This window comes from Moraxella nasibovis (genome assembly GCF_029581575.1).
Classification (GTDB): domain Bacteria; phylum Pseudomonadota; class Gammaproteobacteria; order Pseudomonadales; family Moraxellaceae; genus Moraxella; species Moraxella nasibovis.
Genome location: NZ_CP089975.1, coordinates 349,463 through 361,793 on the forward strand (window position 1 = coordinate 349,463; position 12,331 = coordinate 361,793).

The 12,331-nt window shown below is 48.8% G+C and carries 15 protein-coding genes; 7 read left to right on the top strand and 8 right to left on the bottom strand.

Annotated features, from left to right (window positions below; genetic code table 11):
- Positions 1 to 30 precede the first annotated feature (30 nt).
- The 3 genes from LU290_RS01520 (at position 31) to LU290_RS01530 (ending at position 1,813) form a co-directional block, all read left to right on the top strand.
- Positions 31 to 987, top strand: coding sequence for a DNA/RNA non-specific endonuclease (locus tag LU290_RS01520; protein ID WP_277808814.1), 957 nt, complete (start codon positions 31 to 33; stop codon positions 985 to 987).
- A gap of 16 nt (positions 988 to 1,003) precedes the next feature.
- Positions 1,004 to 1,240, top strand: a complete 237-nt coding sequence (locus tag LU290_RS01525) for a hypothetical protein (RefSeq protein ID WP_277808815.1) — start codon at positions 1,004 to 1,006, stop codon at positions 1,238 to 1,240.
- Positions 1,241 to 1,444: 204 nt separating this feature from the next.
- On the top strand, positions 1,445 to 1,813 hold the full coding sequence (locus tag LU290_RS01530) for a DUF2147 domain-containing protein (protein WP_277808816.1): 369 nt from the start codon (positions 1,445 to 1,447) through the stop codon (positions 1,811 to 1,813).
- A 115-nt stretch (positions 1,814 to 1,928) separates the two neighbouring features.
- Here LU290_RS01530 and LU290_RS01535 read toward each other — a convergent pair whose 3' ends face one another.
- Positions 1,929 to 2,267, bottom strand: a complete 339-nt coding sequence (locus tag LU290_RS01535; RefSeq protein ID WP_277808817.1) for a P-II family nitrogen regulator — start codon at positions 2,265 to 2,267, stop codon at positions 1,929 to 1,931.
- Positions 2,268 to 2,395: 128 nt separating this feature from the next.
- Between LU290_RS01535 and murD the strand changes: the two genes are divergently transcribed.
- From murD to LU290_RS01555, 4 genes are all read left to right on the top strand, one after another.
- Complete coding sequence (gene murD, locus LU290_RS01540) at positions 2,396 to 3,811, top strand: UDP-N-acetylmuramoyl-L-alanine--D-glutamate ligase (protein WP_277809529.1); 1,416 nt, start codon at positions 2,396 to 2,398, stop codon at positions 3,809 to 3,811.
- A 153-nt stretch (positions 3,812 to 3,964) separates the two neighbouring features.
- A complete protein-coding gene (locus tag LU290_RS01545) occupies positions 3,965 to 4,636 on the top strand; it encodes a response regulator (protein WP_277808818.1) in 672 nt (223 codons plus the stop codon).
- A gap of 53 nt (positions 4,637 to 4,689) precedes the next feature.
- Positions 4,690 to 6,042: a sensor histidine kinase gene (locus tag LU290_RS01550; RefSeq protein WP_277808819.1), complete on the top strand. Its 1,353-nt coding sequence runs from the start codon at positions 4,690 to 4,692 to the stop codon at positions 6,040 to 6,042.
- A 130-nt stretch (positions 6,043 to 6,172) separates the two neighbouring features.
- Positions 6,173 to 7,336, top strand: a complete 1,164-nt coding sequence (locus LU290_RS01555) for an FtsW/RodA/SpoVE family cell cycle protein (protein WP_277808820.1) — start codon at positions 6,173 to 6,175, stop codon at positions 7,334 to 7,336.
- A gap of 98 nt (positions 7,337 to 7,434) precedes the next feature.
- Here the strand turns inward: LU290_RS01555 and gluQRS are convergent, their stop codons facing one another.
- The 7 genes from gluQRS to LU290_RS01590 all read right to left on the bottom strand — a co-directional run bounded on the left by gluQRS (position 7,435) and on the right by LU290_RS01590 (position 12,025).
- Positions 7,435 to 8,415, bottom strand: a complete 981-nt coding sequence (gene gluQRS, locus LU290_RS01560) for a tRNA glutamyl-Q(34) synthetase GluQRS (protein WP_277808821.1) — start codon at positions 8,413 to 8,415, stop codon at positions 7,435 to 7,437.
- 61 nt (positions 8,416 to 8,476) lie between these two features.
- Positions 8,477 to 8,890, bottom strand: a complete 414-nt coding sequence (gene dksA / locus LU290_RS01565) for an RNA polymerase-binding protein DksA (RefSeq protein WP_277808822.1) — start codon at positions 8,888 to 8,890, stop codon at positions 8,477 to 8,479.
- Between the two features lie 13 nt (positions 8,891 to 8,903).
- Complete coding sequence (locus tag LU290_RS01570; RefSeq protein WP_277808823.1) at positions 8,904 to 9,086, bottom strand: hypothetical protein; 183 nt, start codon at positions 9,084 to 9,086, stop codon at positions 8,904 to 8,906.
- A 50-nt stretch (positions 9,087 to 9,136) separates the two neighbouring features.
- Positions 9,137 to 9,946 carry a metallophosphoesterase gene (locus LU290_RS01575; protein ID WP_277808824.1) on the bottom strand — a complete coding sequence of 270 codons (810 nt, stop codon included), beginning with the start codon at positions 9,944 to 9,946 and terminating at the stop codon, positions 9,137 to 9,139.
- A gap of 18 nt (positions 9,947 to 9,964) precedes the next feature.
- Positions 9,965 to 10,771, bottom strand: coding sequence for a metal ABC transporter permease (locus tag LU290_RS01580; protein WP_277808825.1), 807 nt, complete (start codon positions 10,769 to 10,771; stop codon positions 9,965 to 9,967).
- Positions 10,768 to 11,532 (bottom strand): metal ABC transporter ATP-binding protein, encoded by a 765-nt coding sequence (locus tag LU290_RS01585; RefSeq protein WP_277808826.1) that lies wholly within the window; start codon positions 11,530 to 11,532, stop codon positions 10,768 to 10,770. The genes LU290_RS01580 and LU290_RS01585 overlap by 4 nt, the downstream gene beginning before the upstream one ends.
- Complete coding sequence (locus LU290_RS01590; RefSeq protein WP_277808827.1) at positions 11,516 to 12,025, bottom strand: Fur family transcriptional regulator; 510 nt, start codon at positions 12,023 to 12,025, stop codon at positions 11,516 to 11,518. The genes LU290_RS01585 and LU290_RS01590 overlap by 17 nt, the downstream gene beginning before the upstream one ends.
- Between the last annotated feature and the right edge of the window lie 306 nt (positions 12,026 to 12,331).

A 12,331-nucleotide genomic window follows, 5' to 3' on the forward strand; every position in this document is an offset into this window, starting at 1 on the left:
TTTTGTGGTGGATTTTGCTATAATGGCGGCATGAAATCATTTGCTTTATTGACGGTTTTGATTGGCTGGGTGCTGTGTCAGCCCCAGGCTTATGCTGCCAGTGCGACGGCTAGGGCGGATGGCTTTGTGCAGGGCTTTAATGACAGCTTTGCTGAGTGTCGCCAGCATTTTTATGAGGGCAATGCGCCAATGCTTGTCGGCACAAAGGGCAAAAAACTGAACCAAAAAGTCGATGCGCTGTGCTTTGATGGCTTTGCGGTGCTGCACTCTGGCGTGTCTCGCACGCCACTTTGGTCGGCAGAGCATTTGACTCGTTCACGCATTGAGCAGGCGAGGCGTTTGGTGCGTCAAGACAGCTTTCGTGTGGAGACCAGACTGCCGCATGACCACCGAGCACAGCTGTCTGATTACAGCCGCTCAGGCTTCGACCGTGGGCATCTTGCGCCTAATGGCGACATGGCCGATGCCAACACTCAGTACGAAAGTTTTAGCCTTGCTAACATCGCCCCACAAAATGGTACGCATAATCGCAATGTTTGGCGATACATTGAATCTGCCACGCGCAAATTGACCGAAAAGTATGGTGAGGTTTATGTTGTAACGGGCGTGGTGTTTGATGGCAAGAGCGTCTCTCGCATCGGCGGACGGGTGCTGGTGCCGAGCCATTTTTTTAAGGCGGTGTATGTGCCAAGCCTGAATCAAGCAGGTGTGTACTATTCGCCAAATATCGAAAATCCCAGCTATGAGATCATCAGCCTGAGCGAGTTTAAGCAGCGCACGGGCATCGCCGTCATGCCAACTTTGCCCACCCCTGTGCAAAATACCGCCTATAAGCTGCCAAGACCTGCCGCAGACGGCACACTCATGACCGATGAGCTTGGTGTCGATCTGGATAAAATCGACTTAAATAACATGGGCAGTATGCAGGGCTTGCTGCTTGTTTTGCTTGAAATTTTTAAATACTTCATCAATGTCATCAACAGGTGAGCGATAAGGAGTGCTCATGCAAATTTTTCAAAACGATCACGAAGTGCTAAATATTGGCAATTTAAGCTTTGAAAATCAGCAAGACAAAGTCATCATCCACGGCGAGGTGGAGATTGGCATGGATGAAACAGGTCGTGCGCAGGCGCAGGCTTTGCTTGATTTTGCCAAGTCGTTGGTTGCGGCGCAGACGCAGGCGAGCGTGGAGACTGAGTTGGACACTGTAAACGACAGCATTGACAATCCTTTTGCTTAATTTGCTTAATTTGCTTAATTTGCTTAATTTGCTTAATTGTGGATAACAAAAAGCATACACATCTTGCATAGAGCCTTACAAAAAGGGCGATGGCTGACAAATTTAATGTTTGCATTTGATTTTTGGCTTGGTTATAATGATTTGACAGTTCACAGTTGTAGGCTGTGAATTGCACATCTGGTTAAAAAAACATAGGGAGTAGTTATGAAAAAATTAGCACAATTTGCCGCCATCGGTCTGGGCGTGGCGATCTCAACAGCCGCTTTGGCAAATAATGACGCCATCGTCGGCACTTGGAAAATGAGCGAAAAAGGCGAGGCAAAAGCCATCATCAAAATCAGCAAGTCAGGCGATGGCTACCAAGCAGTCATGACCAAAGGCTTGACTGAAAAAGCCAAAAAGCGTGAAGGCGCAACTGTCATCAGAGACATCAAAGCGCAAGGTGGCGGCAAGTACGCTGGCAAGGGCAAGCACCCAACATTGCCAATCTCTGGCACCGCCAACATCAGCCTAAATGGCAACAACCTTACCATCAGCAGCCGTGCAGGCACGCAGACTGGCGTAAGACAGTGATTTGATGGGTGGATATTTCAAGATGCTTTTCATCTTGACTTAATGATTTAAAATCAAAATAAAAAACACCTTAGTATTTGTCTAAGGTGTTTTTTGTCATATCAAGCGTCGATCATCACAGCGCCTGCTGATCCATCTCGCCAGTGCGAATGCGAATGACGCTTTCAAGTGGCGTGACAAAAATCTTACCATCGCCAATTTTTCCTGTATTGGCGGCTTTGATGATGGCTTCAATGATCGAATCGACCATCTCGTCCGTGCAGGCGATTTCGATTTTGATTTTTGGCAAAAAATCGACCACATATTCTGCGCCACGATACATCTCGGTGTGACCTTTTTGGCGACCAAAGCCTTTGACTTCGGTGATGGTAATGCCGGTGATGCCGATCTCTGAGAGCGTCTCACGCACATCGTCTAGTTTGAATGGCTTAATGACTGCTGAAACTAATTTCATGAAAGTGTCCTTGGCTTGGCTCGATGTCTCTGTGCATTATACCGTCAATTCGCCTAAAAATTCAATGTTCATTCTGCGAAATTCTGCTACAATAAGCCATGATTTTAACAACAAAAGCGAGTGATGTGATGACGCAGGCGAACTTTTTGGATGTCGGTCATGTGGTGATTGGGCTTGGCGGCTCTGGGCTGTCGGCGGTGAATTTTCTGCTGTCTTGCGGGCATCGTGTGACGGTGGTCGATGAGCAGCCCGCCCCAAGCCTTGCCCCCAAGCTGCCACAGGGTGTGCAGACTTCATTTGGCGGTATCGATGAGCAGGTGCTGCTGTCAGCACAAAAAATCATCATCAGCCCTGGTGTGGATCCACGCCATGCTGCCATCGTAGCGGCAAAGGCAGCAGGCATATCGGTGGTCAGTGATGTGCAGCTTTTTGTGGATGCGCTGCGTGAGCGTGATGCCGCCACAGGCAAAACGACATCCATCGTCGCCATCACAGGCTCAAACGCCAAATCCACCGTCACCACGCTGGTGGGCGAGATGGCAAAAAAGGCAGGCAAGATTGTCGGTGTGGGTGGTAATATCGGCACGCCAGCGCTTGAACTACTTGCCATTGAAGGCATGGATTTGGCGGTGCTTGAATTGTCCAGTTTTCAGCTAGAACACATCAGCCATCTGGGTGCGGCGGTCGCCACCATATTGAACATCTCGCCAGATCATTTGGATCGCCATGGCGACATGAAGGGGTATTTGGCGCAAAAACTGCGGATTTTTGACGATGCTTGGGCGGCGGTCGTTTGCACGGACGATGCTGACTTACAAAGTGTTTGCCAAAGTGTGCTGAGCGATCAAGGTATGCCGGATGCCAAAGTCATCACGACTTGCGGCACGATTGATACCGACTGCCGTGCTGATTTTTGTCTGGTGACAAGCCTTGATAAGATTTGGCTGTGTCATCAAGGCGAGCATCTGCTGTCTGCTGACGAATTATTCATCAAAGGCAAGCACAATCTGCTCAATGCACTGTCAGCATTGGCGCTTGGGCAGGCGGTGGGGCTTGATATGCCTAGTATGCTTGATGCACTTAAAGCCTTTAAGGGTTTGCCGCACCGCTGTGAATATGTCAAAGATGTGGCAAATCGAGCGTATTTTAATGACTCAAAAGGCACGAACATCGGCTCGACTTTGGCGGCAATCGATGGTCTGGGTGCGGTCTATGGCAAGCGATCTTTGGCACTCATCTTGGGTGGTTTGGGTAAAGGGCAGGATTTTAGTGAGCTTGCCGAGGCTGTTGATACCTATGCTGATGGCGTGTATCTCATCGGTGCTGATGCCGCTGCCATTGAGCAGGGACTTGCCACCAAGCCTTCTTTGGTCTTGCGCCTGCACCATGTTGGCACCATGCAGGCTGCCATTGATGCTGCCAGCCAAAGTACGGCAAAAGCGGTACTACTGTCGCCTGCGTGCGCAAGCTTTGATCAGTTTGCCAGCTATGGCGATCGAGGCGATAAATTTGTGGCGATGGTCAATCAGTTGGCAGAAATTTAAACCCATTAAAAGCCACTTTCAGGGTGGCTTTATTTTTTGGAGTGAGGATTGATTTGGTGAATCAGGCTGGCTAACTGTCGGCTGGTTGTGGGCTAATTAACGGCTAAGTTTGAGCGGTTATCATGAGTCGCTTAATAATGAATGGTGAGGCGTATGCGAATTTTATTGGTAGAAGATGATGCGATGATTCGGCGGGCGATGGTGGCTGCGCTTAAAGATCATGGCTTGACGGTCGATGCGCTTGGCGATGGCGCTCAGGTTTTGTCTGCGGTGCTGGCACAGCCTTATGATTTGCTGATTTTGGATTTGGGTTTGCCAAAAATGGACGGTCTGGATGTGCTGGCGCAGATTCGTGCGGCTAAGGTGGATTTGCCAATCTTGATCGTGACGGCACGAGACGACATCAAAAGCCGCATCGGTGGGCTTGATGGCGGTGCTGATGATTATGTGGTCAAGCCTTTTGACATGCAAGAGCTTTTGGCGAGGATTCGTGCGCTCGTTCGGCGGCATGGTGGCACGGCACAGCCCATGCTGAGCAATGGCAAATTGACACTAAATCCTGCCACTTTTGAGGTCAAAATCGTAGCGACGGGCGAATCGGTGCTGCTGAGCAATAAAGAATTTGCCATTTTACAAGCCCTGATGATGCGTCCAGGGTCGATTTTATCACGCAGCCAGCTAGAAGATAAGCTGTATGGCTGGGAGGATGAGATCGAGAGTAATGCGCTTGACTATATGATTCATGCCTTGCGTAAGAAAGTTGGCAAAGAGTATGTTAAAAATGTGCGTGGCGTCGGCTGGCTTGTAGACAAAGAGGCTGTGTGATGTGTGGCTAAGCGGTCGTGCTTTGTCTTGCAACTTTTTGATGGATGATAAATATGAAAGCATTTTCTCCCATCGGTGTTCTGCGCCATCTGTTTCATTCGCTGCAAGTGCGTCTGGGCGTGGCATTTGTCTTGGCTTTTTTGTTCAGTGCGCTTGTGGTGGCGCTCGTGGTGTTTTATGATAATTATCAACAAAGCCATCGCCTACAAGACCAGACGCTCTCGCAGATCGCTGTACACATCGACCCGACCAAGCCTGCCGTCTTGATGGATGATGACAATAATGATGCGCACATCTATGTGCAGACCAAAGTAGGCAAGCCTTCGCACGAGGTGCTTAAAGACATTGAGCGGCTGCCTTCTGGGTTTTCTACGCTGGGCAGCGTCGATGATGGTTACCGAATTTTTGTGCTTGATAAGCATGATGGCAGGGTGGCGGTCATGCAAGAAAGTGAATATCGCATTGAGCTTGCCATGCGAGCGGTCGCAAGTAGCCTTGTGCCGCTATTGCTTTGGCTGTTTCCGCTGTTGTCTTTGCTGACTTTTGTCATCATCCGCAAAAATCTAAGCCCTATCAAAAAGCTGTCTGGGAGCCTTGAAAATCGTGCCCCAAAAGACCTATCCGCCCTAGACACCAAAGGCGTGCCGAGCGAGTTTGTTGGCTTTGTGGTGGCGATGAATGGGCTGCTTGTGCGTGTGGATGATGCCATGCGTCAGCAGCAGCGATTCATCGCCGATGCCGCACATGAGCTGCGTAGCCCGATGACGGCGCTGTCTTTGCAGATGGAGCGGCTCGCCAGTCGGCTAAAAAGCACTGATGATCGTGCGGAGGCTGATGAGGTCTTGGCGGTCATTCGTCGCAATCGCCACCTGTTGGAGCAGCTGTTGAGTCTGGCGAGGGCGCAGGCAGAAGGCGGGGTGAGGCACACGACTTTTACGGTGCAGCAGCTCTTGTCATCGGTGATCGAGTCGGTATATCCTTTGGCGCAGGATAAGTCCATTGATCTGGGATTGGTTGGTGAATGCTCGACAAAGATCAAGGCAGATGAGATGTCTTTGTTTACTTTGGTGAAGGTTTTTGTGGATAATGCCATCAACCACACACCGTCAGGCGGTCAGATTGATGTGAGTGCCAAGGTGGCAGATGGCGTTTTGACCTTTTTTGTTGAGGATAGCGGGATTGGTATTGATGATGCACAAAAGGTGCGGGTGTTTGATCCTTTTTATCGAGTCTTGGGCAGCGAGGTGCATGGCACAGGGCTTGGGCTATCGATTGCCAAGTCGATAGCTGACAGATATGGCGGCAAAATCGTGCTGTCAGATGCCCAAAAATTTGCACAAGGCTTAAAAGTAAGTGTCCGTTTTGAATTGTCAAAGCTTGCAGATCAGACGACAGACTTTTTATAAATGAAGTGGCTGGCACGCTCGTTGGCACAGCGAGTGAAATTTTCATAAGAAAATGTCTGCGATTTGCCAAAAAGTCGTTTATAATAGAGTGTTTAAATACATTTTTATTCATCATTTCAAAGTATCACTCATGCCCGCATTTTTTCAAAAGCTATCCACTTTAAATCTGCCATCGGCACGCACGACGCTCATCGTCTGCTTAGGACTTTTGCTGTCATTGAGTTTGCTCATGATTGCATCAGCGTCCATTCCTTTTGCCTTAAATAAGGGGCTGTATCCCATGCGATTTTTTTGGTCGCAGCTGTTTTATATTGGTATCGGGCTTGTGGCGGCATTTGTGGTGTATCAGCTGCCGTTGAAGATTTATTGCAAATTAAGCAATATCTTGGTGCTGTGGCTTGGGGTGATGGTCTTATTGGCGCTGACGGCGATATTTGCTGTGCCCATCAATGGTTCAAGGCGCTGGCTGAGTGTCGCTGGATTTAGTTTGCAGGCGGCGGAGTTTGCCAAGATGGTGATGGTGATGGTGGCGGCAGAATATGTCGTGCGGCGTTCTGCGGACATGCGTGGCAGTATCTTTACAGGGTGGCGACTGTTTGCGTGGTATTTGCCGATATTGATGTTTTTGATTTTTCAGCCTGACTATGGGTCGAGCGCCGTGATTGTGGCGACTTTGCTGGTCATTGCTTGGGTTGGTGGCTCACCACTAAAAGATTACGCAGTGATTTTTACCATCGCTTTGACCATTGGGGTGCTTGGCATTTGGTTTGCAGGCTATCGCCGTGAGCGACTGCTGTCTTTTTGGGATCCGTTTGATGACATTCAAGACACCGACTTTCAGCTGTCTCGCAGTCTGATTGCTTTTGGGCGAGGGCAGCTGACGGGGGTGGGCTATGGCGACAGCGTCCAAAAACTGTCGCACTTGCCTGAGGCGCACACCGACTTTATCTTGGCGATTACAGGTGAGGAGCTGGGTTTTTTTGGCGTGGCGTTTGTGCTGCTGCTTGAAGCGCTGGTGGTGCTGTCTGTGCTTGTCATCAGCTATGCGGCGCTCAAACGCCGTCAGCTGCGTCTTAGCTACATGGTGATGGGCTTTGCGGCGGTGCTGTTTGGGCAGGTTTTCATCAATGCAGGCATGAACATGGGTATGCTACCCACCAAGGGTCTGACGCTGCCGTTTTATAGCTATGGTGGCTCGGCGCTGTTGGTGAGTATGATGATGATTGGGCTGATTTTGAAAGTTGATAAAGAAAGCGCCCACATCGAGCGCATGGGGCAAAGCCGCAATTACTAAGAATGAGCTACTAGAATAAGCTACTAAAAACGAGCGAAAATGCCAAATCATCTAAACCAAATTGCCTAAACCAAGCCAGCCCTTTCCCAAGCTGCCGACTACACCACACCAAGACTGCCTTGATGAATGAGTGGCGCTGTATCCCAGTGCTTGATGGCAAATTGCAATATCTCACCGACCGTGCCATCTGCCATGTCATCTGCGATGGGCTGTTTTAGCAAAGTCAAAGCATGGACGAGCAGCTCACTTGGTCGAGCGTGCTTGATCGGCTGAGCAAGATTTTGTTTGGAGAGTTTTTGTCCGTCTGCATTGTGCAGTAGCGGCAGATGATAAAAATGATCCGCTGTGGGCAGGTGTGCGGCATGATTGATGGCAAGCTGGGCGACAGTCATGGGCATGATGTCGAGCCCCCGCATGATGTGGCTGATGTTTTGTAAGCCATCGTCAATGGCACAAGCAAGGATGTAGTTAATCATGCCGTTTTGGCGTTTGATGACCACATCGCCAAGACTCTTGGCAGGATTGTCCCAAACGACCCCTTGAATGCCATCAAAAAATGCCGTCAGCGTGTCTGGCAGGCATAGGCGGATTTTGCTGTCTGGGTGCCCAATATCGTGATGACTGTGTAAGCACAATCTAGGATAGATGGGTGGTGTGTTTAAGCCTTCGGTGGCGTTCATCTGCCGCAGCACTTCACTAAAAATCACAGGCGAGATGGCATCTTTGGGGTGCTGACGAAAATGCTCGCTCAGCTGTTTTCTTGAGCATTGGCACGCATAAGTTTGGGCGTGCAGTGCGTGAATGTATTCTTCATAAATCGCCATGCGGTTTGACTGATAAACCGTCTCGCCGTCCCAGTGCAAGCCCAGATTTTGCAAATCTTCTAAGATGGATGCGCTGTATTCTGCCTTGCACCGCTCAAAATCCACATCTTCTATGCGAAGTAGCCACCGACCACCAAGTGATTTGATATGACAAAAGCTCGCCACAGCAGTCGTGAGCGAGCCTAAGTGCAGATGTCCTGTCGGCGATGGGGCAAAACGCCCAATGACAGGACGAGCATTTGGTAAATTTACCATGAATCTGGTCTAACAAATTTGTCAATGAACGACGAAGTTAATTTATCAATTTAATGCGCAATCAGCCCAGATTTTGCTTTTCTTTCATCTCAGAGAGCGTCTTGCAGTCGATGCACTGCGTGGCGGTTGGGCGGGCTTCTAGGCGTTTTAGACCGATTTCTGTGCCACAAGTTTCGCAGTAGCCATAGTCGCCAGTTTGGATTTCGGCAAGTGATTTGTCGATTTTACGAATCAGTTTGCGCTCACGGTCTCGGGTGCGTAGTGCTAGGGCAAATTCTTCTTCTTGGGTGGCACGGTCGTTGATGTCTGCCATGGCGCCTGTTTCTTCGTTGATGTAGTCCTTGGTGCGCTCGGCTTCTGACATGAGTTCTTCTTTCCATGCAAGTAGCATCGCTTGGAAATGTGCCAGTTGTGCATCTGACATATATTCTTCGTCTTTGGCTGGCTCGTACGGCGAGAAAGTCTTGGTGGTCATCGCTGTCTGTCCTTCAAAATGCACCTTTTTGGTGGCTTGGTGAATGGCGATACAAAAGCGCAGCAGCATCGCCGAAAATAAAAATCAACCCTACATGCTGATGAGTCCCAAATGCCCATAAGGCTAAACTTAACTCAGTGTAGGCTAAGTGTGTTTGCAAGTTTTTTAAGGCTTTGATGAGTTTGGATTTTGCCAATCAGTGTCTCTTTGGGCGAGTAAGTAAAAATGAAGCAAAAAATAAACCGCCTAATTTTGGACTCTTTTGACACAAGTTACCAGCGTTTTTTTGTTGCAAATTTGTATCAAACGAAAGCCTGCGGCAATATCATCGATGGCAAATTCATCTCGGTGCGGTGCAAACTGCCGAGAAGTGGCAGGGCAGGTGTCAAGCGCTACGCCCTGCACCATCAGGCTGTGCGTTTGGTGTACATGTCCGCACAGTATGGCTTTGGCATTGTCAAAAGTGGCAAGCGTCCGCCAGAATTCATCGGCATTTTTTAGTCGATATTCATCAATCCACGCCGAGCCGACAGGGTGGGGGTGGTGGTGCATGGCGATGATGGTAGGCAGATGGTTCGACAGATTTGTTTTTAAAAAATCCAAACTCTCATCGTCAAGCCGTCCATAAATCTGCCCATTGATGGCAGAATTGACCACCAAAATTTGCCAAGTGGCGTGGGGAAGTTTTATGGTAAGGCGATGAGTGTCAATCAATCGCTCGTCTTTGGCGATGGGGCGAAAGGTTCGCTCATCAAAAGGCAAATCATGCCCAATTTCCTGCGTAACATCGTGATTGCCCGCCAAGCACAAAAAGGGAATGCCTGTATTTTTTAAAATGGCAAATAACCAATCATAAACTTCACTCACGCCATCATTGACCAAATCGCCAGTCAAAAGTAGCAAATCAGGCTGGTGCGTCAAAGCCAAATCCAGCACCGCCAAAAATTGCTCAAAACTTTTGGGGTTGTGTTCTGACAAATGCAAATCGCTGATCTGAGCGATGGCAAAGCTGTCTTTGTCGCTGTGCAATGTGTCGCTGTATGAAATGTGCTGCATGATTGATGGTTATTTTGGTTATTTGGCGGATTTTTTGGCAAGTTTTTGTGTGCCAAAGACAATGAAAAACCCTATCGCCAAAGTCAGAACAATGGCAAGCCCTGTCTGCACATCAAGCCAAACACTGCCCCAGACGCCAGCAGTTACGCCAACTTGTGCCAAAATCATGGCGATGATGACCATTTGGCGTGGCGAGACGGCAAGCAGGCGTGCGGTCAGGGCAGGTAAAATGAGTAGCCCGCTGATGAGCAGGCTACCGACTGCTTGTAGGGCGATGGCACAAAAACCTGCCAACAAGCCCATGAAAAAAACCTGCTGCTGTAATGGGCTGATGCCTGCAATGCGAGCGAGTGCTTCAGAAGTGGCAAGTTTCACCTGAGCGTCCCAAATCCACAGCAAAAATCCCCCACCTAAGACAATCAAGAAACCCAAGCGAGGCAAATCCGCCCAATCCACATCAAGCAGGCTACCAAACAAAAAACCAAGCACATTAGCTTGTTGCTGGGTCAGCTGGGTTAGTGTCAGTAGTCCTAGACACAGTAAAGTCGCTGCCATCACCGACAAAGTAGCATCGCTTGGTAGACGGCGTTCATTTAAAAATACCAAAGTCGCCACCACCAGCAGACTGACCAAGCCAATGCCAAAGTCAGCAGGGAGGTGTAGCCAAGCGGCAAACGCCACGCCCAATAACGCGCCGTGTGCCAAAGTATCAGCAAAAAACGCCATGCGTCGCCACAGCACCAAACAGCCAAGCGGTGCGGACAATAGGGCAAGTAGTGAGCCTGCAATCCACGCAGGGGCGATGATGGGGAGCCATTCGGTCATGATGTACCTGCGCTGTGTGTATGTGAATGATGATGGTGGCAATCGTCCGTGTGCTGGCAGTGGTCGTGATGATGAATGTATGGCTGATAATGCCCAAACAAGCGAGTAAATTCAGGGGCTAGGGCAATCTGACTGGGCACGCCTTGACAGCAGATGTGCTTATTTAGGCAAATCACTCGGCGTGAGCCTTTCATTACCCAGTGTAAATCATGCGACACGACCAGCATCGCACACGCCAAAAATTCTGGCAACTCATCAATAAAATGATACAGCCAGTTTTCTGTATCAGGATCTAGCCCCTGCATGGGTTCGTCCAAGATGAGTAGCTCGGGCTTATCTAGTAACGCACGAGCCAATAGCACTCGCTGAGTTTCGCCGCCTGACAGATGGTGCATTTGCTTATTGATGAGTGGGGCGATGGCAAGTTTGTCCAAGATGAAAGCTTTTTGGTCGCCAGTCAAGCGTTTTTTATGGGCTTGAGCAAGCAAATCTTTGACCTGTAAAGGCAAAATCTCAGGCACGCCAAATCGCTGCGGTACATAGCTTAGGTGGGTGCTGCTGCGATGAATGTGTCCAGAGGTTGGTTTTAATAAGCCTAAGATCAGCTTTACTAAGGTGGATTTGCCCGCCCCATTTGGACCAATGAGACTGACCATCTCGCCTTTGTACAAATCGAGCGAGACTGCGTTTAGTAAGGTTGCATCCGCCACTTGGTAGCTGATGTTTTTTAGGCTTAATAGCACTTCACCCTTGGCAGTCACGGCACACGCCTTTTAGCTCAATGACGGTATGGTCGACGGCAAATCTTGCGTCATCTTTGGCAAAGCTGATGATGCCATCAACAGGCAGATTGCTGCATTCTTCCACTTTTTGACAAGACTGGCAGATCAAAAATGCCGCTGCGTGCTTGGAGCGTGGATGACAGCATGGCACATAGGCGTTGAGCGAGCTGAGCTGATGGATCAAGCCTTCATTCAACAAAAAATCCAGCGAGCGGTAGATGGTCGGCGGGGCGATATTTTTACTGGTAGCGCCACTTTCTTGGCGTGACAGCTGCAAGGCGCTGATGAGATCATAAGCACCCACAGGCTTATCCGATGCCAAAATCAAGGCATACACCTCTTCACGCAGTGGTGTAAAACGCACGCCTTGAGCCTCGCAATGCGCCTTGGCTTCAAGCAGGCGTTCATTGACATCGTGATGATGGACATTGTGATGGTGGTCGCAAGCGCAGGCGTGATGTGATGTTGTCATGGTGTTTGTATTCTTTATTGACTAAAATTTACGATATGTGATGAGCTTGATGAGCTGCTGTCGAAGTTTGCACTAAAAATGATGAATCTTGAAAAATCATCAAAAGCTACATTATACCTTACGGATTGTGTTTTTCCCATGATTAAAACTTATTTTTATGTTTAAAAATTGTCAATAATGAAAGTAAAAATTAGTTATCATCTATGAATATCATCAATAATTGAGTTATAATGTAGCATGTTTTTTTTTAGAATTTTTGCGATAAAATTGCCATTTACCAAAAAACAATTTTTGTAAAGTGCGTCT

Bases quoted from the DNA above. Each gene is read 5' to 3' on its own strand.
- murD (WP_277809529.1), top strand. From the start codon at position 2,396: ATGACGCAGGCGAACTTTTTGGATGTCGGTCATGTGGTGATTGGGCTT.
- LU290_RS01575 (WP_277808824.1), bottom strand. From the start codon at position 9,946: ATGCAGCACATTTCATACAGCGACACATTGCACAGCGACAAAGACAGC.
- LU290_RS01580 (WP_277808825.1), bottom strand. From the start codon at position 10,771: ATGACCGAATGGCTCCCCATCATCGCCCCTGCGTGGATTGCAGGCTCA.
- LU290_RS01525 (WP_277808815.1), top strand. From the start codon at position 1,004: ATGCAAATTTTTCAAAACGATCACGAAGTGCTAAATATTGGCAATTTA.
- LU290_RS01590 (WP_277808827.1), bottom strand. From the start codon at position 12,025: ATGACAACATCACATCACGCCTGCGCTTGCGACCACCATCACAATGTC.
- LU290_RS01545 (WP_277808818.1), top strand. From the start codon at position 3,965: ATGCGAATTTTATTGGTAGAAGATGATGCGATGATTCGGCGGGCGATG.
- LU290_RS01530 (WP_277808816.1), top strand. From the start codon at position 1,445: ATGAAAAAATTAGCACAATTTGCCGCCATCGGTCTGGGCGTGGCGATC.
- LU290_RS01550 (WP_277808819.1), top strand. From the start codon at position 4,690: ATGAAAGCATTTTCTCCCATCGGTGTTCTGCGCCATCTGTTTCATTCG.
- gluQRS (WP_277808821.1), bottom strand. From the start codon at position 8,415: ATGGTAAATTTACCAAATGCTCGTCCTGTCATTGGGCGTTTTGCCCCA.
- LU290_RS01535 (WP_277808817.1), bottom strand. From the start codon at position 2,267: ATGAAATTAGTTTCAGCAGTCATTAAGCCATTCAAACTAGACGATGTG.
- dksA (WP_277808822.1), bottom strand. From the start codon at position 8,890: ATGACCACCAAGACTTTCTCGCCGTACGAGCCAGCCAAAGACGAAGAA.
- LU290_RS01555 (WP_277808820.1), top strand. From the start codon at position 6,173: ATGCCCGCATTTTTTCAAAAGCTATCCACTTTAAATCTGCCATCGGCA.
- LU290_RS01520 (WP_277808814.1), top strand. From the start codon at position 31: ATGAAATCATTTGCTTTATTGACGGTTTTGATTGGCTGGGTGCTGTGT.